At 51.9% G+C, this 24798-nt stretch carries 5 protein-coding genes and 1 pseudogene (1 of these 6 running past the window's edge); all 6 read right to left on the reverse strand.

All coding sequences use genetic code 11. The annotated features are described in order from the left end of the window. Positions 1 to 6540, reverse strand: a pseudogene (locus XBJ1_RS11415) (non-ribosomal peptide synthetase); the annotation flags it as partial. After that, complete coding sequence (locus tag XBJ1_RS11420) at positions 6533 to 9718, reverse strand: serine hydrolase (RefSeq protein ID WP_012989105.1); 3186 nt, start codon at positions 9716 to 9718, stop codon at positions 6533 to 6535. The gene XBJ1_RS11420 and the pseudogene XBJ1_RS11415, both read right to left, overlap by 8 nt. Then, positions 9711 to 16208 (reverse strand): type I polyketide synthase, encoded by a 6498-nt coding sequence (locus XBJ1_RS11425; RefSeq protein ID WP_012989106.1) that lies wholly within the window; start codon positions 16206 to 16208, stop codon positions 9711 to 9713. The genes XBJ1_RS11420 and XBJ1_RS11425 overlap by 8 nt, the downstream gene beginning before the upstream one ends. Next, the gene (locus XBJ1_RS11430; protein WP_012989107.1) at positions 16205 to 19549 is read right to left on the reverse strand and encodes an AMP-binding protein; all 3345 of its coding nucleotides are present in this window, start codon (positions 19547 to 19549) and stop codon (positions 16205 to 16207) included. The genes XBJ1_RS11425 and XBJ1_RS11430 overlap by 4 nt, the downstream gene beginning before the upstream one ends. Next, positions 19546 to 20790: an ACP S-malonyltransferase gene (locus tag XBJ1_RS11435; RefSeq protein ID WP_012989108.1), complete on the reverse strand. Its 1245-nt coding sequence runs from the start codon at positions 20788 to 20790 to the stop codon at positions 19546 to 19548. The genes XBJ1_RS11430 and XBJ1_RS11435 overlap by 4 nt, the downstream gene beginning before the upstream one ends. Further along, a protein-coding gene (locus XBJ1_RS11440; protein WP_012989109.1) for an AMP-binding protein crosses the window boundary here: on the reverse strand, positions 20787 to 24798 show its 3' portion. The gene runs 650 nt beyond the window's last position; 4012 of the gene's 4662 nt are visible here — the last part of the coding sequence; the start codon falls outside the window, past its right edge; its stop codon occupies positions 20787 to 20789. The genes XBJ1_RS11435 and XBJ1_RS11440 overlap by 4 nt, the downstream gene beginning before the upstream one ends.

Raw genomic sequence — 24798 nt, forward strand, 5'->3', positions numbered from 1 at the left:
TCACCCGACACTCAGCGCACTTTGCACAATCGACTTAAACAGCGCTTCCCAATTTCCTGCGTCGCTTCCTGTACTGAACGAGAGCGCTTCCAGATGAACGTCAAAGCCCGTGGTATGCTCGGCAATTTCGCAGGTCAGATTCCAGTGCGATTGCCCGCCTGCAACATTGGGCGTTTCCAGCTGCCGGCAGAGCCGGCCTGCAATACGGCCGTCAAAGCCCTCTTTCTGGAAGTAACCGAAAAAAGACGTGGGGGATAATACCTGTTTAGCCAGCGCCGGATACCGTACCGTCAATTCTTCGGCATCAAACAGGTAATGACGACAGGCCGCGCGCACCGCTATGCTCACTTCATGAAGCATCTCCGGTTCCATCGTCTCGCCCCGCAACCTTACCCGCACGGGCAGAACCGACATCAATGGCACGATGACCGTCTGTTGATCCAACCTGTCCCGACCATGAAAGATCATGGACGTCAGTTGATCGTGCGGATTGCGTTGAGCGGGCTGATAATCCAGACGGGCTTTAAACAACAAGAATGCGGCCATAAAGAATTCAGGAACGCTGATCTTTAATCGTGACGTGAGCGTTTCAATCTGCCCTTTAAGCCCTGTGTCGAGCGTAATCAGGCAAGTGTGCGTGACTGACTCGGTGTCCTGCGCATGCACAAGGGGCGACCACTCCTGTAACTGCGTTCGCCAGAAGTCCGCGTGTTCTTGTCGCAGAGTGGTAAATTCACGGCTGTAGAAAAGCTCAGAATAAGTTGCCAGACGGGTTCCCGAAGGAGCAGGGTCATTTTCAGTGGCTAACTCGCTGAGTATTTGCATCAGACCAGAACCATCAATACAGGCGTGGGAAAAATCCAACAGCAAAAGCGGATGCCGCCCATCAACAACCCACCGACCGCGAACATTCATACCATCTTCCAGCGAGAACGGGCGGATAAAATCGCGCAGATCTTCTTCCAGAGCGCCAAGAGTTTGACGTTTCTCCAGCCGGAATAAAAAACGCTTGGCAGGGCGCAAATAGAGTTCATCGCCTGTAAGAACAAATTGCGCCCGGAGGCTTTCATGACGGGAAAGTACCGACTGCAATAGATTACGCAGTTGTTTAAGATCCGGCTCCACATCATCGTCGAACGACAACGCGAGAAAACTGTTATTGCTTAAGTCTTGAGGATTAAGTTTTACTGCTTTATATATGGCTTTTTGCGTTGGTAACGCCCGGATCTGCTCGACAGGCGTCGGTTCGATTGGCTCGGTTAAATGCGCTCGCTCCCCGTTTTCCCTTGCTGCGTTTCCTTTTTCTATTTCAGTCTCGATAAGCTCGGCCTGCGAAGCCAAATCCAAGTGTTCCACTATCGCACTCAGCAGCAATGACACGCTGAACGCTTGCTGTATCCGCGCCATAAGAGCGACAGCCAGTAATGAATGCCCTCCGGCTTCAAAAAAGTGAGATTGACGTCCGATCGCATTGGGATTGAGATTGAGTAACTCGGCCCACAACTGGGCTAATTGAGTTTCCGTTCCTTCCTGTGGAGGCTGTACGGTTATTGTTTGCCCCATCGGGGCATCAGCAGGAGATGGCAACGCTTTACGATCCAGTTTTCCATTCGCAGTGAGAGGAAACGCATCAAGCCAAAGCAAGTGAGACGGCACCATAAATAGGGGCAGATTCGTCTGTAAGTGCATTCTCAGCGTTTGACTCCGCTCCTCCGGAACCTGATCGACGTAGCCGGAAGCAGGGGTCGCATAGGCAACCAGACGAGCATCGCCCGGCACATCCTCACGCACCAGCACCACACACTCTTTCACGCTGTCATGCGATAACAACGCCGCTTCCACTTCACCCAATTCAATGCGGAAGCCACGTAACTTGACCTGAAAGTCATTACGTCCCAGATATTCAATGTCGCCGCCGGGTAAATACCGAGCCAGATCCCCCGTTCGGTACATGACGCCATTTAATGCCGGACTAAAGGGATCTCTGATGAATTTTTCCGCTGTCAGTTCGGGCTGGTTCAGATAGCCGCGCGCCACGCCCACCCCGGCAATGTGAAGCTCACCCGCCACACCGACCGGGCACGGCTGACCGTAAGCATTGAGGATATAAAGCTGAATGTTATCAATCGGCTTACCTATCGGGATCACATTTTCCGGGATCAAGCTATCCGTTTCATCAAGGCAGCAATTCCAGGCGGTGACGTCAATGGCCGCTTCGGTCGGCCCATACAGGTTATGTAATTCGACCTTGGCAAAACGCTCCCGAAACCGATGCACACTGCGAGCCGGCAGTGCTTCACCGCTGCAAAACACGCGTTGCAGGCAATCACCCACTTCTGGCGGTGCCTGATCCAAAAAGGCGGACAGCATCGACGGCACGAAATGCAGGGTAGTTATCCGGTGCTCTTGGATTAAGGCGCTCAGATAAGCCGGATCTTTATGTCCCTCAGGCTTTGCTACCACCAGACGGGCACCGTACATCAGGGGCCAGAAGAACTCCCAGACGGACACATCGAAACTGAAGGGTGTTTTTTGCAGAACAGCATCATTCGCATTCAGCCGATAGGCCTTTTGCATCCAGACCAAACGATTGACGACGCCAACGTGCTGGTTCATCACGCCCTTTGGTCGTCCCGTTGATCCAGAGGTATAGATCACATACGCCAGATGGGAAGAAGTCAGTCCGCTGTCAGTTGGATGTAAGTCATCAGCTTTTTGCCCGGACCATTGCAATGCATCTGCCTTCAAGTCGATCACGCTGATATTCGCGCTCATCGCATATTTCTCCAGCAGAGCGCGAACCCCAGCCGGCACCGCACCATGAGACAATAACGCACGGGGAGCGGCGTCATGCAGCATGTAGTCGAGCCTTTCAGCAGGATAGTGAGGGTCAAGAGGTACGTAGGCTCCTCCGGCTTTCAGTACCGCCAGCAGCGCAACCACCATTTCTATGCTGCGTTCTATACACACGCCGACCAATGTATCCGGGCCAACGTGCAAATCTTCTCTGAGGAATCGGGCCAGTTGGTTCGCTTTCTGGTTCAATTGCACATAACTCAGCACTTGGTCTTCGAACACCACCGCAATAGCATCCGGCGTCCGACGCACCTGATCCTCAATCAGGGTATGGAGGCAAGTCTGTCGCGGAAAATCAGATTCGGTCTGATTCCATTGCCACAGCAATTTATCTTTTTCCTGCGCCGGCAAGACATGAATCCGACCAATTCTTCTCTCTGGTGCGCTTTCCAGCGCGGTGACAATTTCCTGTAACGCTGTCTGCAAGTAGTCACAGATAAGTTCAGGATCAAGCCCCTGTTCGGCCTGTGCATTAATAACAAAATCGTTGGTGAAATCATCAATATTGACGGAAACCGGATAATGGGTTCTCTCCATACTGCCGGAATAACTGACTCCATTTATGGAGGAAGGATTCATTGCCTGAAAAGGATCTGCCGAAGGAATATTGCGCACTTCACTGTGACGATAATTCAGCAATGAAGTGAACAGAGGCGCTGTTCCCTGTGTCTGTACTGATTTCTGTGCCAGCGCTAATGACGCCTGTTCATGCCTGACCAGCTGCGTCAGAGTATCCTGAGCATTCCAAAGACACTCAAAAACAGCAAGGTTATCCAGACGTATCCGGATCGGCAGCGTATTGATAAACGGCCCCATGATGTTTTCAGCGTTTTCACCTGCAAACATGCGCCCCAGTAAGACAGTACCGAAAACGACATCGTTGCATCCGGTCAGGCAGGCGATCACTTTCGCCCAAGCCAGATGAAAAACTGCGGCCGCACTGACACCGTGTGCTTTGGCTTGTTGGCGTATCTGACTACATAAACGTTCTTGCAGCGGTCGCCAGGCTTCCACCACCACCGCGTTGCCCCCTAAGTATTCACCGGCACCAAACGGTGCCGGAGTCGGCTCATAATCCCGCAACATAGCGTCAAAGAATGCTTTTTGCGCTTCCGCGCCAGTTGCACGGACAAGATCCGCGTTCACCTGCCTGAACGATATGGGCACAATCGGAGCAGGCGGTTCTGAACTCAGTTGCGCTTCTATTTCCTGCTGCATCTTTTCTACCGTCGTGTGATCCACCGTCATATGATGGATCAAATGCAGCAATACCCATTCGTCCCGTTTCGGGTCATAGCAATAAAGACAACGCTGCAAAGGTGCTTTAGTGATATCAAAACGCAGCATGGCGGGATCGCAATGCTGTTTCAAGATGACCAACGGATCATCGCAATCCATCGTGGGTTTCAGCTCTTCCACCGTCAATTCAGCGTCCCGCCAAACCACCTGCACCGGCTGGCTAAGTCCTTTATAATGAACGCTGACCCGAAACGTATCGTGACGGGCAATCGTGCCGCGCAGGGCGTTAACATAAGCGTGCAGCAAGTCTGCATTGCGGAAACGGACGACCTGCCAAAGCACATAGGGATCTCCCGCCAAATTCGTCAGATAGTGATAGAGCATCCCCTGCTGCAATGCCCCCAAAGGATAAATATCTTGGATATTGGTGAGGCCTCCGGGAATGGCGGCAGTCAGAACGTCGATTTCTTTTTGGCTGAGTTGCGCCCAGGCGGACGCTTCCACCATAGAGCATTCCGCCATGTCAGAGCGGGTTTCCTGTGGATCGGACACCTGCAACTGTGTCGCCAGTTCGGACAATACGGGATACTGATACAGCGTGTAGCCATCCACAAAGAGTCCACGACGACGCAGCGCCAGTACCATTTTCAGAGACAGTAGAGAGTGGCCGCCCAAGTTAAAAAAGTGGGCGTTTCTGCCGATGTTTTTAACGCCGAGCAGCTCACTCCACACCTCAACCAAGGTTTGCTCCAACGCATTTTTCGGCGGTTCAACGTCTTGTGCTGTGAATTCATCAAAAGTGATCACCGGAAAGGACTTGCGGTCAATTTTACCGCTGGCGGATAAAGGAAATCCGCTGACAATAACAATAGCGGCAAGCCTCATGTAATCGGGCACCGTATCGTTGATAAGCCGTTGAATACTCTCTTTCACGCTCTCTCTGGACTGGCGCTGTAAGGCGCGTTCCGCGGCAATGACAAATCCAACCAAGCGTTTATCTTCCGCACTCTCGCCCTGCGCCAGCACAACGGCATCGCGTACGGCCGGATGCTTCATCAGACGTGCTTCAATTTCACCCAGTTCAATACGGAAGCCACGTAACTTGACCTGAAAGTCATTACGTCCCAGATATTCAATGTCGCCGCTGGGTAAATACCGAGCCAGATCCCCCGTTCGGTACATGACGCCATTTAATGCCGGACTAAAGGGATTTTTGATGAATTTTTCCGCTGTTAGTTCGGGCTGGTTCAGATATCCGCGCGCCACGCCCACACCGGCAATGTGAAGCTCACCCGCCACACCGACCGGGCACGGTTGGCCGTCAGCATCGAGGATATAAATCTGAATGTTATCAATCGGTTTACCTATCGGGATCACATTTTCCGGGATCAAGCTATCCGTTTCATCAAGGCAGCAATTCCAGGCGGTGACGTCAATGGCCGCTTCGGTCGGCCCATACAGGTTATGTAATTCGACCTTAGCAAAACGCTCCCGAAACCGATGCATACTGCGCGCCGGCAGTGCTTCACCGCTGCAAAACACGCGTTGCAGGCAATCGTCAACTTCTGACGGAGCCTGATCCAAAAAGGCGGATAACATTGACGGTACAAAATGCAGGGTAGTTATCCGATGTTCTTGAATCAACGCGCTCAGATAAGCCGGATCTTTATGTCCCTCAGGTTTTGCCACCACCAGACGGGCGCCGTACATCAGGGGCCAGAAGAACTCCCAGACGGACACATCGAAACTAAAGGGTGTTTTTTGCAGAACGGCATCACTCGCATTCAACCGATAGGCCTTTTGCATCCATACCAAACGATTGACGACGCCAACGTGCTGGTTCATCACACCCTTTGGCCGCCCGGTTGAGCCAGAGGTATAGATAACATACGCCAGATGGGAAGAAGTCAGCCCGTTATCCGCCGGATGCAAATTATCACTGTTTTGCCCGGACCACTGCGAGACATCGGCCTCCAAATCGATCACGCTGACATTTGTGCTCATCGCGTATTGATCCAGCAGCGCGCGAACCCCAGCCGGCACCGCGCCATGAGACAACAAAGCACGGGGGGCAGCGTCATGCAGCATGTAGTCGAGCCTTTCAGCAGGATAGTGAGGGTCAAGAGGTACGTAGGCTCCTCCGGCTTTCAATACCGCCAGCAACGCAACCACCATTTCTATGCTGCGCTCCACACACACACCGACCAATGTATCCGGGCCAACGTGCAAATCGTCTCTGAGGAATCGGGCCAGTTGGTTCGCTCTGCGGTTTAATTCTGCATAAGAGAGTGACTGCTCCCCGAATCGAACGGCAACCGCATCCGGTGTTTTTTCTACCTGCCGCTCAAACAGTTCATGAATACAACAATTCAGGATAGTGTCCTTTGGCGCCCGGCTCTGGTTGGAATGATCAAAATGATTTTCTGACAGCAACTGATTAAGCATAACTCTCTCCCTTTAACTCAATGAGCTGACCATTTTTCATTGTGATCAGAACATCTGCTTCCGAAAAATATTCGTCATCATGGGTCACGACAAACACGATACGATTCTGGGCTTTCAACATAGGAAGCCATTCCTTGTAAAATCGGGCCTTAGAACGAGGGTCCTGATCCGCCGCCCATTCGTCCAGAACGACCAGAGGGCTGGGATCGGCCAACAGCATGGCCAACGAAAGACGTTTGCGCTGACCCGTTGATAATTTGATGTTGTCGAAAGCACCATCACTCAGAAGTGTTGCTTTTTGCGTCAATCCCAACAACGCGATGTTCTGGTTGACAGCCTCCCGCAACGGCAATAACGCAGGGTCATAAACCCGTTTGAATAACCAATTGTCGCTGAAGATCGCCCGTGTTTGTTCCAGCAACTGATGCTGGGAAGCCTCTTCACCATTTATCCTGACCGTTCCCCGCTCAGGTGCGTACAAACCCGCCAGAATCATAGCCAGCGTACTCTTACCGGAGCCATTGCCACCGGTCAGAAAATAGCTTTTTCCACTTTCTGCTTTCAATGAAATTGGCCCTACACCGAAGCACTCTCCTCCCGTCGCCGGATAGTGAAAATACACCGCAGACAGTTCGAGCGTTTTCACATCCTGAATTTTCGGCATCACCTCCGCCGGAGAATCGGCCTGAATTGACTGACTGAACATCACCATATTATTCATCAGGCTTTTCAGCCTGATGAGTTCAGGCATGGCCGACATTACCGCGTTAAGCGGCCCGATGAGGTACAGCAGAATGATCAGATATTCTTTCGATACATTACCGTCAAAATGGGGGATCAGGAGCGGGAACATCAACGCCACCGCAACCAGTAAAATGGTGAGCAATGACTCTCCGATAAAGAAGGCATTTAAAAAGCCGAGATCGTACTGAATCCTCAATGCCTTAAAACGATCCGACACGCCCTGAGCATGGCGATAGAAACTGCGTTTTACCGCTTCACGCCGCAGTCCTTTATAGCCTTTCTGCAAATCCTCCACGGTATCCATAAATTCGCTACGGGTACTTAATGCTTGAGGCATAATGCGATTGGCTCGTTCAGAAATGCAGTAATAAAGCACGATCATGGGCAAAGCGCAGGCCAACAGCACAGAAGTGGCTACAGGTGACTTAAACACCATCAAATAAGTGAACAAAAAGATGATCGTCAGTAAGTTGGCAAAGAAAGGCACGAAAGCCAGAACGCTTTTCGCTAATTCTTGCGAATTTTCCCCAACGACGGACTGTATTTTCCCCGAAGATAGCTGTTCGATGTTTTTGTAATCCGACGCCAGCAGTTTCCGGATGATCTCCATCCGCCAGCCCTGCACGAAGGCATGTCCAAAGCGCATGATCTGCTGTTCAGCTGCTTTACGGGCGGAAATGTAGAAGTAAATACAGCTGAACAGCAGAATAGCACTGTACAGAAAATACGCAGGCGGGCTATCAATAGCCTGAATGATGAATAAAACCAATGCGGAATTGAGCAGCCCGGAAATGACCGTCAGACCGACGACTTTCGCAATCATCAACGAGGAAAAAGTCTTGCTGGTATATCTGCCGCTGCGCTGCGTCAGCAGAAAAAAGAACAGGCTGACCGCGTTGACCAAGAACAGCAGCCCCACGGCAGCCACGGGCAGGCTTAACGGCCCCCAAACCCGCAGATTTGTCCAGCTTAACCCCAACAATAACGGCGGTGTAATCGCCAGCACGGACACAAGAGCCACGTTCTGCACGATAAGCCGACTGAGAAAAGCGCGCCAGACCGGTTTTTCAGCGATGCTTTCTGCGGATCGGACAAAACTCTCTTGTATGATCGCCGTCTCCACACGACTCGCCAGAACACTTGCTCCATCGCGACCGCCTTTATCCCTGTTCTCCCTTTTATACATAACCGCCACGAAAAGCAGTATCCCACCCAGCCAGAAAATCACAGCCGCCACCGTGGAAATCCAGTCCCCATCATCAACGGGGAAATTTTCCGGCAAACCTTTCGCAGAAGCACCACGCAGGTGTTCGAATATTGCCTGCCCTAATTGAATCACTTGGGGGCTGTTGCTGTTACCTAACAGGGAAACAGCCACGCCAGCTTTCGGATCAAACGCGACATAGGCTGTGGCATTGGGGTTCTGACCCGGATGACTCCAGCTCGTGGTTATATCGGTTTTCACATCCCAACCATAAGCGTACCCCGCGTCACCATTGCCACCGTAAGGGCGCTTTGCCTGCTCCAGTGCCGCGTATAACGCAGACCGCTGTTCATCGCCATCACCTTTGTTGTTACTTAAAGGCTGCCGGTGCAGTAAGAACTGTAACCAAATACCCATATCCTGCGGAGTACTGAACACATAACCTGCGGGTGTATTTTGCAGATAGCGGGGCGCATCATACGGCCGAGCGCGGGTAAAACTGATTTTATACCCCGGAATACGCGCAGATGCAGCGGCACTCCCCTCTACCGACCGGTCGCCCTCTACCGTTGTATTCTTCATTCCTAAAGGCAGAAAGATTTTTTCCCGCATCAGGGTTGCGAACGATTTCCCCGTCGCCCGTTCAGCCGCCAGACCCAACAGGCTGTAATTCAGCGTAGCGTATTCCTCTTTAGCACCGACGGGATAGGCCAGCGGAATTTTTTGCAGCAATACCGGCAGTTTCGCCAGAGCATCAGGTGCATCATAGGGTTGCAGCAAATCGATTGTGTCGCCTGAAATACCGCTGGTATGGAACAGCAGGTTTTTAAGTAGCACGGCGGAGTAGCCCATTTCTGGATGTTCCGCCAGCTCGGGTATCCATCGTGTAATCGCGTCCTGCTGGTTGAGTACACCTTCCTGTTCCAGCAGCGCAATCAGTAATCCAGTGAAAGCTTTGGAACTGGAAGCGAGTTCGAATGTCCCTGCCTCTTCCTTGCCCAGTCGCCATGTACGGACTTTATCGCCGACGATGACACTCAGTCCGCCAGTGGGAACTTGCTCAATATCCCAACGACGGCTCAACTCACTGACTATCTGCTCCAGATCAGAATCTTGCTTCTGGCTGATAATCTGTTTCTGGTCAATCGTGTCAGCGAACACACTTCCCACCAGCGCGAGATAGATGGCGACTAAAAAAATGCCTATGCGGATCAATCCAGTATTATTCATTGTCTTCACTCCCCTGACTGGATCTTTCCTGACCGGACACAACGCCGCGTAATTTGCGTCGAGCCTGCAACGTGCGACGTTTATCTCCCAGTTCTTGTTGCGGCATCTGCGGTTCTTCTGCAACGGATTGTTCCGGTGCCAGTTCTTTGCTCAATTCCCGCAAAGAAGCAGCCTTAAACAACAGCGCTACCGGTATATCCCGTTCCAGCCGTTGTTCCAGTTTTTTGGCGAATTGAATAAGATCCAGCGAGGTTGCCCCCAAAGAGAAGAAACTGGCGTCCACGTCCAGATCGTCAACACCCAGAAATCCTTCCAGAATAGTACGCATGGCCTGCAATAAATCATCCGCATTTGCGCCCTTAAGCGATCCGTCTGCGTCTCCATCGATGGCGGCTGGTACATTCCGCGTTGAGCCAGAACTGAACAGCATTTGCTGAGTATGTCGTTGCTTTTCTAACACTGAGCCGATGGGAAGTTTAGAAACAGCGATATAAGGCAATTTGGTTTGACCGACAAGTGCTGCCATCGCCACCGCTATCTGCGTTCCTTCCAAATTGGATAATCCCTCTGCTTTCAGCTTTTCTACGAAGCTGAGTGTTTTGCTGCGTTCTTCCATCGCGATGACAATCTTGCCGATATGCCGCCCCTGAGCCATGAACTGAAATGCTTCAGTGATCTCTTTGGCGGGATAAACTTTTGTCGGCAAAGGCTTAAGGATTTCGTCCTCCAACAGTGCTGCGACCTCAGCCCAAGCCTCCTGATAGGCGGGATGTTCGGCGCCCGCCTGCACCGCGTGGAAGCTGCCGCCTTCCGCAAAAATTGACAGCCCCAGTGACCAGTTTTGCAGGATATCCCGTAAACCAAGCTCCAGAAACCGGCCTTGCGGCGCCAATAAAGAGAGGCTTTCTTCCAGCAGTTCTCCTGCCAGCGCATTGAGGATCACATCGAAAGGTCGCTCACCCAGATCACGGCGGAAACTATCGCCGAATTCCCGCGTTCTGGAGTTTGCTACGCCTTGTGCGCCCATTTCTCTGAGCAATCGACGTTTTTCTTCACTGCCCGCTGTCACCCAAACTTCCGCGCCTAAATACAGGGCAATCTGCATCGCCGCCATGCCGACACCCCCCGCTGCGGAATGAATCAAGATGCGTTCACCCTTTTTCAAATTGGCCGCGTGTTTCAAAGCAATCCATGCAGTGGTAAAAGCCACCGGAATCCCCGCAGCCTGTTGAAAGCCAAGTGTCTGTGGAATAGGTGCGACAACACGCTGCGGCATAATAACGTGTTCAGCCAGACAGCTATGTCCCGCACACATCACGCGATCACCAACGCGGATACCGTTAACCTGCCGCCCAACACGGGTGACAATCCCTGCCGCCTCCTGACCAAAAGTCATGGTCGGGTCGGCAGGAGCCGGCAATACGCCGAGCGCAATCAACACATCCTTAAAATTCAGCCCCGCCGCCTTAACCTGAATTTCTACCTCCAGCGGGCCAGGCTCTTTGCGTGTTTCGGATTGTGAGCGAAAAGAAAAATCGACGCTTCCGGCTTCTCTGGCATTCAAACGCATGACGGTGTGTTGCAAAGCAGCGGACGCATCAACCAGTAACAAATCACTGATTGTCACTAACAGGTTGTCTTCCTCAGAATAAATATTCACCTGCAACAACTTGTTGGCACCCAGATCCTGAATTTGGACGTGGCTTTTCACTCTGTCACCCATAGGCGCGAATTGAGTGAAAGCCCCTATCGAGACAGGCGCAAACTGTCCATCTTCGTGTTCTGGAGAGGCAATGAGGGTTGCCGTGTCCAACAACGCGACGTGAAGACCGGATGTTTCTGCTTCACCCCGATAGGCAGAGGGGAGCTGTAACAGATTCAACACTTCATTGACTCCGGTCTGGTCAACGGCGATCACATTTCGCCAGCGGGGACCGAATGTCAGCGCGCCTTTCGGGCTGACGCCGATGTTATCTTTGGCGCTAAACAGGTTCAGGAACGGTGGCTGGGAAGGAAGGGTTTTTAAGGAAACGGTTTCGCCAGAACGTGCAGTATGGCCGTCACGGTATTTAATTTTACCGCTGGCATGTTTAAGCCAGATCTCAGGGGAAAACTTGCCATTGCCGGAAAATAGCTCAAAAGAGTTCAAGTCGTCCGCAAAGATCACGGCGACATCAAGCTCCGCGTCGTTAGCCACTACCAACGGCCTTTCAATGGCGATCTCCTGTAATGAGAATGCCTCTGCCGCCACCGTTCGCCACTCAATCAACGCATGATGTACCAGAACCACCATTCCCATCGCGGGCATCACGGCAGTCTCTGTATCAATACGGTGCTCGTCAAGCCACCAGTCGTCCTTGGCACACAGCCGACGTCGCCAGATTGGGGCGTCGGGCGCCGTGTCCTGTGCCGGATTTTTAAGTGCACGATCCAATTGTTGTGCGGAGCGGGTTGCCATCCCTGATTCAGCCCAATCATCCCAGGCAATCGCCAGCGCTTTGCCGCCTTTGCTGCGGATTTGATCCGCGTAGGCTTCCAGACCGGCATTGGCGGCAACATAAGCGATTTGGCCGATCTTTTCCTTGGGCAGCAAATTACCCAGACTGGAAAACAACAACAGCGCCGGATTGCCAAGCCTACTCAGGTTATCGCAGAGGAAGCGGGTTCCCGTCACTTTAGGAGCCAGCGTTGCAATGGATTCCGCCTCAGAACGCATCTGCAACATCGCGCCCTCTCCGCGACCGGCGGTATGGAACACGTAATCGATCCCCTCCCCCCGCGCGACCATTTGGAATACGGGAGCAAAAGCCTGCGCCAGAGATTCACCATCGCCCAAATCCGCCTGCAACAACTCTATCCGGCTTCCCTTAGCCTCAAGGCTCAGCACCCAGCGCAAAAATTCTGCGTGGGAACCGTTGCTTTCAATCTCCGTCAGCCAATCCCGCTTTTTCGGCAGAGATTTCCGCACCAACAATAAGAGATTACAATGATAAACCTGCGCTAAATGTTCGGCGATAGCCGCGCCCATGCCGCCATTGGCACCAGTAACAAGCACCCAACTGTTGCGGCTGATGTCCGGCAGTGGGTGCGTCAATGGCTGTTTTTGCACTTGCGACGTCACGCTCCGCTGCCAAAAATCGTTCCGACGGAAACAGTAGAATTGACCGCCATGCCAGTCCTGATTTATCCAGGGCTGTAATCCACGGGCAACGTTCTCTACTTCCGAATTCTCTAAATCCACACAGAGGGCGGTAATGTTGGGGTATTCTTCCGGCAGGATCAGCAGCGACCCCAGAAGCTGGTTTTTTTCTGCATTCAGCGTCTCCGAACCACTCCATGCCGCCATTTCGGTTGTGGGGAAGAACAACCGTATTTTCGGTGCAAAACGCTGAGTTGCGCTCCATCTCGCCAGAACAGTCGGCAGCCAGAACGCCCAGAACTGCGCCTGCCGAGTGTCCAGATCATCCAGTAATCCGGTAACAATAATATCCATAGCGGCGGACACTGCCAGCCCTTGCTGCAACAGCCAACTTTCCAGCTCGGCATAAAGGTTGGCATCGCTGCCCCGCCAGTTCGCACACTCAATAAACGTCAGTTGACGGTTATTCAGTGCCAGCGTTTCAGCCAGACGACGTTCTCTTTCCTGAACCTGTGGGCAGATTATCCAGGTTGTCGGCGTATCCCCTGATTGGGCAGCGTTCTCCGGCGTGGATGGGTTGATTTTTTCCCACTCCAGCCCGTAATAATGCGAGCCGAAAAACAGAGATGATATTGCCTGAGCCGCTTTTGTGATCGCTTGTGGCAGACAAACCCGACGTTCAAAAGCGTGGCCGGGCAGGTGCGTTTTCGTTATGGTACGTTCGATGGATGTCTGCGGATGAATTCTGTTCCACTCAATGCCACCGCCCTGTATCCAGACCCTGGCAATGAACTGCAACGTTGAATTCACCTCGTGATCCGCGCCGCCCGAGCCTAAAGTCGGAACCCATCTCTCCCCATTCAGATGCAGCCATTTACGCGTGTGCTGCAACAAATCCATGCCAACCCCTATTTGCGCGAAGAGTGACGCGGGATGTTCCTGAGCCATCTGCTTTAAAGCAGCACCCAATTGCACAGGGGACAGCATTTGATTGACCCAATATTGCGGGTCACGCATCTCATCCGCTTCAATTTTCCGTCCCAAAGCGGTTGAATAAACAGCACACTGCGCGGGTTGCAGATCATAACTTTTCAGCAGCTCACCAAACGCTTTCGCCGCTGGCTCAATCATTGGTGTATGGAAGGCGTGGGATACCGCCACCCGCTTGAAAGCAAAGCCGTGCTGCGTCAGCCAGTTCTCTGCGTCTGCGACCAATCCTTCCTCTGTCGCCAGTGTCCACGTTCCCGGGCTGAGTTCTGATATGCACCAAAGCATCGCCGGAAAATCACCGTCAAAGTCTTCCTTGCTATTTTTGCTTTTGCGACTGGCGGCAAAAACCGCGCCTTTTGGCATGGAATCCATTAATTCCGCCCGTGCGACCACCAGCTCCATTCCTTCTTCGATGCTGAACACACCGGCGATAGCTGCCGCAGCGAATTCTCCCAGACTAAACCCTAACAAGGCCGTAGGCTTACAGCCAAGCCTCTGTAGCCAAACACCCAATGCCGCCTGAACTGCATATAAAATGGGCTGGAGATAAAGAGTTGACAGTTGTTCAGGTCGCTTAATGCTGTCAATTAATGTCTGTTTATCAATCAATACCGCTTTTTGAACAGATAACAGTGCTGCGGCTTTATCTAACAACCCCAGATAAATGTCACCGAACTCCGGATATTCCGCCGCCAGACGCAGACCCATTGCCGGCGATTGCGAACCCTGCCCCGGAAACAGCCAAATTAACTCCGCCATTGACGCATAAGCGCCATCCATCAGCGTCCAGTTATCAAGCTGCTGTTTCCAGTCATCGCGATGGTTGGCAACAAAAGCAGCACGACAAGGATATTCGGTTCGGTTTTCCTGTAGCTGCCGGGCGATCACTTCAAGGCTTGATGTTTCCTCTTCGGCGAATCCCTGATTAATCAGGCTGAGGTGGATGGAATAAGACTCTGCCAATCGCGCCAGCGCACTGGGAGATTTAGCCGAGAGTGGCAGTATTTGTGCGGATTTCCGGTGAGAAGCGTCTTTATCGACGGTTTCCGGCGGCTGTTCAAGCAAAACGTGAACATTGGTGCCGCCTATGCCGAATGAACTGACGCCGGCACGTCGGATCGCCTGCTTTGCCGGCCAGTCGGTGATTTGAGTGGGTACCCAGAAGGGGGTATTGTCCAGATCCAGATGGGGATTCGGTTTATTGAAATGTAACGAAGGCGGAATTTTACCAAAACGGACGCTTAAAGCGGCTTTTATCAGCCCGGCAATACCGGCGGCGGCATCCAGATGCCCCATATTGGATTTGACACTCCCCACGGCGCAGCGGAATTGTTGCAGTTCGTCCGGAGAGAGCAGTTCCCGCGCAACATTATTCAGCGCCTGAATTTCTATCGGGTCGCCAAGGACGGTAGCCGTGCCGTGTGCTTCGATCATGCCCAGACTCGAAAACGGAATATCCGCCAGCCGATAAACTTGTGAGATAACTTCTGCCTGCCCCTGCACACTGGGAGCCTCAAAGCTCACTTTTCTATCGCCGTCATTGTTCATGCCAGATTCGACGATAACGGCATGAATGGGGTCACCGTCCGCGAGTGCGTCTTCCAGCAATTTTAACAACACGACTGCCACGCCGTTGCCGTTCACCGTCCCTTTCCCGTCATCAGAGAACGTTTTGCAGTGCCCGTCCGGCGACAGGATCATCCCATCCTGATGTAAATAACCGCCTGCCACCGGATCAGTGATACATGCGCCCCCCGCCAGCGCCATTTCGCACTCACCCGCCAAAAGCGCCTTGCAAGCCAGATGGACAGCGGATAATGACGTCGAACAGGCGGATTGTACGTGCACCGCCGGGCCATTCAATTTCATGCGATAAGCGATTTGCGCAGCGAACGAAGCCGGATCGTTATAGTTGCCGACATCGAACATTTCTGAGATATCCTGACTAGCGCCCGCAAATTGCTCCAGTCGTGCCAGATTCAACGTGGAACCGATAAACACTCCCGCCTTTAACATCGACTCGCCAACAGGCAAACCTGCATCAAGAAAAGCGTTGAAACTGACTTCGTGCAATACCCGCAGTTGCGGATCCATTTTCCGCGCTTCCCGCTGCGAGTAGCCGAAAAATTCATAATCAAAACACTCAGCATCCTCAAGGGAGGCTTTGGCAGGGACGTAATTGGGAAGATCGATAATCTCAGACGGCGCACCGGCAGCTAAGAGTTCTTCCCGCGAAAAAAATGACACAAGTTCGTGTCCCGCCAATAGATTGCGCCAAAAACTTTGCCAGTCGGGACTTTGGGGAAACCGGCAAGAAATGCCAATAATAGCGACTTCACTACCCGTATATTCACGCTTCATGATACTGAACTTCCTTTCACTTTACGCCGCCTGTCCGCCAGTCTGTTTTTACCTGAGCGAGCCGACGACAGAGTATTTTCTTGGGATAGTTGCTTGCCAGAATCGGATAGCATCACCTCGGCTTCCTCATTTTCGGGAGACAAGTTGCTCTGTTTGATCCAGTTTGCGAAGGCGGTGATGGTGGGGTGTTCGAATAAGACGGCAACGCCGATTTTCTGGTTGAATGCCCGCTGCATTTGGGATTGCAGCGCGATTATTTTTATTGAGTCACCACCTGCATCGAAAAAATTCACGTTTGCATCAACCACCGGAGTTTCCAGAACCGCGCTCCAGACAGCCTGTACTTTCGCTTCGACAGGATCGGTCAACGGCGCATGATCCAGGGCAGTTTGTATTGGCAATCGCTGCATTTCGCGTTCCAGCAGTCGCTGACGATCGATCTTACCGGTAATGGTGCGTTCAAAACCGTCTATAACCACAATAAGCGCAGGAATCCACGACTCTGGAAAATGCCGACGAATATGTTCTCGCACACGGGACTCCAGCATGGCAGACGATTCGCAGCTATCGATGAAAAGACGCCATTGCCGTTTTCCTTCCCGCCCCGTTGCAGACAACAGGCAACAAGCCTTAACCTCCTCCAATGTCTCAACGGCACGTTCCAGTTCACGCGGTTCAATGCGAACGCCGTTCACTTTCACTTGATCGTCAATCCGTCCCAGATACTTAAAGCCTGACTGATGAGAAAAAGTGACCGCGTCACCTGTGCGATAAAAAGCCTGCTTACTGTATTTGACAAAATATTTATCGGACTCAACCGGATTGGTGGCGTAACCGTGAGCGACCGCCTGCCCCCCAATCCAAAGCTCGCCCCGTATCCCCGCAGGCAAAGGTTTACCGAAGACGTCCGCGCAACAGGCAATGACGTTTTGAATTGGCCAGCCGATAGAAACGTCCGCAGAGAGAGACTGTCTGGCAGTCAGGCAGTCCACCGTCGTCTCACTCGGACCATAATGATTGCTGACGGCGTAACCCTGCCGCAGCAAATCATCCCTGAGCCATTGAGGTAATTCTTCACCGCCGAATATCCACAAGCGCATAGCCGGGAAAAAAGGAGCGCCCTGAATAAGCTGTGCAATGGCGCCCGGAATAAAGTTAATCAGCGTGATGGACTCATCCCGCAGCAGATCGATAAACGTCTGTCGCTCCAACAATACATTGGATGATGGATAAATCAGCGTAGCTCCGGCAACAAGACTGCCAAACAGATCTTCGACGCTGGGATCGAAATTCAGGTCGGTCAGCCCAAGTACCCGATCCGCAGGCGTAAGGTGGGTTTCCCGGACAAACCAATCCAGCAAGTTTGCCACTGATTCATTACGGATAGAGATGCCTTTAGGTGCTCCGGTCGTTCCTGACGTGAAGATGAAGTAAAACTCATCTTCAGACCGCCGATTGCGCCATAACGTTGGTTCACCAGTGGACTCCGGCCATGTTATCTCTGTTTCGATATCCAGCAGCAAGTAACGCCCGATGTCAGCATCAAGTTCCCCGTTCAAGGAGGCACCACATAAGACAATGCCGCAATTCGCCAACGCCAACAGATTTTTTTTACGTTGCCGTGGATCTTTCGGGTTTATACAGAAGTAACTGCCGCCACTGAACAATATCGCCAGAATCGCTTGAGTGGATAACAGTCCCTTTTCGAGATGGACAGCCACTCTATCGCCCGGAACGAATCCCGCTCCCCGTAACCGTTCCTGCAAGGCAAAAACGCCCCGCAATAGTTCGCGATTACTGATCCGATGCTGGCCTTCAATCAGACTGATTTCTTGGGGTGACTGGTTAAGCCGCTGATAAATGCACAGCAGCAACGCATTGATATCCGGCGTCTGTGCATTGTGTTCTCCCATGACCAAAGCGGCTTCTTCAGCGCCGTCTGGGTTGAGTTTTAACACCAGATCTTCAATCCGTACATCCACAGACCCCTTAATCAGATCCGCTGCCAAAGATTCAAACGCGTTAAACACCCTATTTACCGCGTCAGGATCACTTGCAAAAGTTTCCCCCGCACTTAACTCAACTGTCCATTGATCCACACCGGAAACCGTCAGAGTCAAACCAAAATGCGTCGTCTCTTCACTGTGCAAATCCGTCAGAAATGCACCACAATCAGCGTTCTGTAACTCGGTATCGATCGGGTAATTATCGATAACGACAATAGAGTCATAGAGTTCGTCACGTATTCCCGTCTCTTCTCTTATCAACAGGGGTGGCGTTTTTTCATGTTGATGAGTCTGTTGCAGCGCTTGAAAAACCGCGCGTAATGCTACTTCCAGACGCCATTTTCCGTCGAGCGTCAGGATCAGCGGCACCGTATTCGTAAACAGTCCCAGAGGTTGGCGGTCGACGTTTTGTGTCAACGCCGCTCCCCTGCCGGAAAATGTACAACCGAACGTAACGGTTTTTTGGAAAGTCAACTTGGCCAGTACCAGCGCCCAGCACAGATAGATAAAACTTGCCGGAGTGACACCTGCACAGCGACAAATCAACTCTATCGCCGCTTTACGTTCTTTATCCCATATGCGGTTCGCGATGACTTTTTCATCTGTTATTTTTTCTCCCGCTTTATGCTTAATCTCGGTATGTTCGGCAGAACGGAACAGCGGTTCGGCCAGCAGTTTTGTCGTCGCCGAAGTTTCTCCGTCTGGCAGGTATTGGAAAACACGATGCCAGTGTTCACGACTGAGCCTCAGTTCTTCTTGACTTAGCCCTTTCCAGAGTTGCTGCGAATAAAGTCGTACAGCCAGAGGAACGATTTTTTGCTGGCGCAATCCCTGTAACCAGAGCGAAATCAGTAGTGAGCTACTCCAACCATCCATCAGAATATGGTGAAAAGAGAAAGCGATCCTTAAGATTCCCGCGTCAATATCGTGGAAACAAATGATCCGAAACACCTCGGCATCCAGCTCAAATGGCGTCGCTTTCGACTGTGCCAGCCAATCGAGGTCGCGTTGTTTTAGCGACGCCTCCGGGGTAGTTGAATCAACGCGGATATATTCAAGCGGTATCCGTGGTAATGCGTATACCGCCTGATGGGGAACACGAATGCCTTTCCAGACAAAAACCGCCCTCAGAGCAGGCTGTGACTGCTGTATCTGATACCAGACATCGAGGATCTCCTCCTCACTGACATCCGCTTTCAGGCTGAATGCCACGCCAATATGATAGGTACTGTTACCATCTTTCAAAGCGTGAAACAGCAGGCCGTTTGCTTGCGGCGTTACCTGTAATAATTCTTCGATATAATTGGGTTTGTTGGAATCATTGAGCTGCTTCATACTCCGCGCCCCACTGCATCAAAGAGGCTTTGCAACTTCATCTTTTCCACAGATAAAGAGGTGTCTCCCCTTCCTTCAATCATTTCCAGCCATTGCTGTGTGTGCTGATGAAGAAAGCCGCAGTCTTCAAAGGGCAGATGTGAGCCTTTTATCCTTTGTGTTACTGCATCCCTGATTTGACGCAGTTGTGCGATCGCTGCCGCATCCTTGATGTCAGGCAATCTGGAGCTATAAAGATGGAAATAACAGTGCCTGAAAAACCGCTCCAATCGGCTCTCTGCGGTGCTTAGTGCCTCAGCGAAAGTGAAAATTTCATCCGGTTCGCATAAAGGTTGCATGGGCAATCCCGCGCGCTGATTCAGATAACTCAGTACTGTTTTCGGGGAAATTTCCAGATAGCGGGTGACACCGTTTTGCGCGGCATACTGCAAACTCCGCAGCCACTGCACGGGAGAAGTCAGATGCTGTAAAATTGATGGTTTGAGATCCTCAGCAGGTAACTCTGCGCCACTGACGTTGCAGACCAGTCTGGAGAGCAGCGTCCCCTGCTTGTCTGTGTCAGGCAGGAAATCAAGCAATGCCGCCAATTTCTCTTGCGCTTCCATCATTAAAGGCGAATGAAACGGGCCACCGATTTTCAATGGATAAAGCAACCCGCCCAGCGCTTCCATACGCGGCGCAAAGCGTCGAATGTCTGCCATAACGCCAGAAACCGTCACCTGATCAAACGCATCAATGGCGGATACATACAATTCTATACCATCGTCTTTTCTGGCTTTATCCACTGCCTGTACCACAACCTCGGCAGGAAGGTGCAATACCCAACACATGTCGCCCTGTTCGTAACGACGGGCGCAGGCTTCCACGACTTCCGAGCGCAGGTTAACCACTTTGGTCAACGTCGCCAGATCAAGATAGCCAGCAGCGCACAGAGCCGGATACTGCCCCAGACTGTGTCCCATCATAAACTCAGGAACAAGCCCACAGCGCGTACGTAATATGCCCGCAATGGCGACCGTAGTCGCCGTGAGCGCCAGTTGGGCAATGCGCACTTGTTTCAAGGTGTCGCGCTGTTCGCCATGAATAACACTAAATAGATCGACCTGAGACAGCTCCGACACTTCTTCCAGACAGGCTCGATATTCGGGATAGGTTCTGAATGCGGCAAACATATCGGGTTGCTGTGCGCCCACGCCGGGAAATAAAAATACCGTCTTCGCTGAGTCGGTAACCGTTCTCATGCTGAGGCTCCATTAATAATGAGATCGAGCTCCGGTTGTGAGAGCTGACAAAGGGGAAAATCTGCCGGAATTAACGCCTGTTCCACTTGTGCGCGATGTAACGCATCGTTCCAATCGGATAGTCTTTCGTTTAATTGCATCAGGTAGCGTTTGGCATCCACGTCGCCAGCTTCGGGAATGCCCAGTCTCAACTCAACAAAAACAGAACCGGATTCGCGATCGTCGTAAATAAGCACATCAAAGTCAGCCACGCTCTTTTCATCGGGATGCCGAAAACCACCCGACAGGGAATCAACCAGATTAAAATGGCGCCATGTTCCGTGTTCGCTCAGTCCGAAACCAATATCGTTGATGCAGATGAGCGGCCGCGTCCGCACACCATTCAATCCCAGTTGTTCTTTCCAGTCTGGGCTGTCTTCATACCGTTGTGATTTCAATGTTCGTAAAAAGAAACCGGGCAAAAAACCGCTTTGATAGCCAGAGGGAACGTGGAGATTCAGTTGATTGAAGCCAGTAAACCAACCGACGGAATTCGCCATCACCGCATGCCAGACAGCGGGCGTCTCTGCCTCAGAGAATAAGCGTCCGTGGTTTTCAAACAGCACCGTAGGCTGTTCCGGTAACATGCCGTTATCCTGCACAATCTCCAGCAAAGCAGCGGCAATCAACTGCGTCCGTTCAGCTTTGTAGCGTTGTTCCATCAGCCGGAAATCCTCGCCGGTAACTGATAGCGCCAGCGTGACGGGAACGGCTGCCGGCGGATAAAAGGCATGGTCATGTGGTGCAGGTTCAGCATAAGAGACGTGATCCCGCAGCCATTTCCCCCAGAGGAATGCACCCTGCTCAACAACAGCGCTGGCTTTATCGACATTAGCTTTATCAACGTTGAGCAGAACCGCCGATTCGTTCAGCACCTGATCCAATTCATCCAGTAAGAAAATCCATGAATGGACATCACAGATCAGATGATGGCAAACCCAGATCAGATAATTTTTGTTCGCAGCCGGATCACATACCACTTCATGCACACTCGGCTTATTTTCCAGACACACTTCGCCTTGCAATCTGTGCAGTCTGCCCTCAAGGCTTTCGTCTTGCGCCAACACTTGATCCTGCAATAACATATCGCCGTCATGTTGCTCTGGCTCCAAGGACGAAAAATAAAACTCACTCAAACTCCGATTCGATCTCAAAGCGAAAATTTTATGTCTGGCTTTTACCGCTGCCACCGCGCTATTTATACGCCCGGCGCAAATGGATGACGGTAACTCAAGCACCACACCCTGTTGCAGCCGTTCACCGTATTTAAAGTGATGTTCCTGAAACCAGCGGACACTGGGTAAATAGTTCACCCAGTTTGCTTCCGGCGCTTCCAAAACAGTCGAGTCGGTGACAGCAACGTCTGGTTTTTCCGAACAAACTCTTTCAAGCACAGCCCCTAAGGCGGTTGACGTTAACAGTTCACTTGCGCCGACCCGAACGCCTTGTCTGGCGAGTAATGCGACAAGGCGGATTGCTTTGATTGAGTCACCTCCCTGCGCCAGAAATGAGGCGGTCAGATCCACGGTTTCCGGCCAAATCGGCCTTAAAAACTCGCCGTCCAGCCATGTCGGGAGTGAATAAGCTTCCGGCTCTCGCTGACCTTGCCTGTCAGTTGCACGAAACTGAGCAGGATCGGCTGCCGCCAGCTTTGCTTTAGCCGCAACAGTGAGCGCGGCCATATCAACCTTGCCATTGGCATTCATCGGCCAAGGCTGCACAGTACAATAGAGACCCGGCAGCCAAGCGTCAGGGATTGTGTTTTTCAGGTTTTTCTGGAATGCAGAGTTGTCGTATGGCACAGATTGACTACTGCACAAAGCGACCGTTTCATATCCATCAATGGCCAGTTTCAGCGCTTTCAACTCCCGACGGTCATCGTCATGTCCAAGATCCGCCAGAGCTTCTGCCACAGCTTTCTCAATTTCCGCAGGGTGAATCCGATGACCACGCACTTTGAATTCATCGTCAATGCGCCCAAGGCAATAAAATATTCCCTGTTCATCCTGCAAGCCCAGATCGCCAGTACGATACCAACGATGCTGCCCGTCGGCGCTGCATACAAACTGCGCCTCCGTCTGCGCGCTGTTGTTGATATATCCATCCGCCAGCACTGAACCGCCGATCCCTATTTCTCCTTTAAATCCACGGGGCATATTTTGCCCCCAAGCGTCTCTTATCGACATCTCCGCTTGCCCCAGCGCTTTACCGATAGGCGCAATCACGGTGCTCGCTCTGTCATTCTCATCAGATTCGCTCATCGAACTTTCGTTCATCAAATAAATACAGCACCCTACCGTCGCCTCTGTCGGCCCATATTCATTGATCACTCTGCTGCCTGAAGGAAAGAAGCCAAGCGCTCTGTTCACCAAAGCGACGGACAAATTTTCGCCGCCAACGATAAAGGTCAGCGGATTCCGTCTCCGGACGCTATGCTCAATCAATAATGAGAGATGGGATGGTGTGCATTTCACTCCCGTCAATGCCTCATCGGAGAGAAGGGTTCGCAGTAGTTCCGGGTTATCGCGAATGTCCTGTTCGTGGGCTTGTATAAACCCCCCCGATAAAACCGGGATCAGAATCGCTGTCTGCGTCAGATCAAACCCAAAGGAAGTAAACAAAGGTGCATTAAACGGCGCTTCAGAAGCGTATTCCCCTTTGGCTGCCAGTGCATAGTTCGCCAGTGCAACAGGGGAAATGACAACACCTTTTGGCTCTCCGGTTGACCCTGAGGTATACAGGATATAAGCAGGATTGCTGCCTGTTTGTTGTGACCGGGCTTGTTCGGGATGTATGAATTCTGGCTGGATTTCCGGATGCAAGCCCGCGTCACATAAATCTTTATCCAGCGAAGCGCGTAACAGAGGCAAATTCAGCGCCTCCGCAAGGTCTTGATCCGTTCCCGTATAAATACAGAGAGACGCGCCCGAATTACGGACGATAGTTGATAATCTCGCCAACGGCGTGGTGGGACAAACAGGAACCACGGTCACATTTTCAATAAGACAGGTCAAATAGGCGAGCGTCATTTCAGGCGAGCGCCTTCCCAGAATCACCACCGGATGGTGTTCGAAACGTCGATCCCGCCTGTCACGCAATTGCGCACTAAACTTGCAAATCCATTGCCATCCTTGACGGTAGGTCAGATTACCCACTCCCTCACCGGCTTCCTGTTTGAACAGCCAGTTATCGGCATAACGCTGAAAAGCGTCACATAAATGAACGCCGATCGGCTCTGCGAGACAATCAGTCTGTACGTTGACTTCTTTTGTTTGCCTTGTGGTTTCTTGTTGCCCCATCACTTCAGCGGCAGCTTCCAGTGCATAATCAATGACGGTTTGCAGGAATGCGTGACATTGGTCGGAAGACCAGACTTTGCGAAAATCGGCTTCAATCTTGAAGTCACCGCCCTCAAAGCGATCATGGATGTGCACAGTGGCAAACAACGCCTCCACTGCCTGAATATGATCAATCTCTATTTCAGCACCTGAGACGGTTTTCTGAAACACGCCTGTTTGATAGGAAACGCCGAAAGCCGGCACAATCTGTCTCCATTCCTGCGATGCGAAATCTCCCCAACGGGCGCCCGGAGCATACCGTGAGTGCATCACCGCTTTTTGCAGATGTTTTCTGAGGCTACGATAGCAATCCGCGACGGTTTCCCCTGCCTCACGAAATACCGGGATCAGAACGGGAGCCACCGCCATGCCCACTGACTGTTTTTCGTCTTCACGCCAACGATTCAGCATAGGTGCCTGTAATAACGCGCCATTGCCATCTTCAATCACCATTTGTGTATAGGCAACTGCGGCGAAAAACAGCCGAAAAACTGAACCTCCGCGATGGCTGAATTTATGCAGCATCTCGTTTTGCGCTTCGCTCAAAGCGATCCGTACACGCATCGTGTGCGGTTTCGAACTACGATAATCCCCTATTGGGTAGCGGCAGGAGATTTTGGTGGCGCTGACT

Origin of the sequence: Xenorhabdus bovienii SS-2004 (assembly GCF_000027225.1) — a bacterium.
Classification (GTDB): domain Bacteria; phylum Pseudomonadota; class Gammaproteobacteria; order Enterobacterales; family Enterobacteriaceae; genus Xenorhabdus; species Xenorhabdus bovienii_C.

Excerpts from the sequence above, each read along its gene's own strand:
- XBJ1_RS11420 (WP_012989105.1), bottom strand. The coding sequence starts at position 9,718 with ATGAATAATACTGGATTGATCCGCATAGGCATTTTTTTAGTCGCCATC.
- XBJ1_RS11425 (WP_012989106.1), bottom strand. The coding sequence starts at position 16,208 with ATGAAGCGTGAATATACGGGTAGTGAAGTCGCTATTATTGGCATTTCT.
- XBJ1_RS11430 (WP_012989107.1), bottom strand. The coding sequence starts at position 19,549 with ATGAAGCAGCTCAATGATTCCAACAAACCCAATTATATCGAAGAATTA.
- XBJ1_RS11435 (WP_012989108.1), bottom strand. The coding sequence starts at position 20,790 with ATGAGAACGGTTACCGACTCAGCGAAGACGGTATTTTTATTTCCCGGC.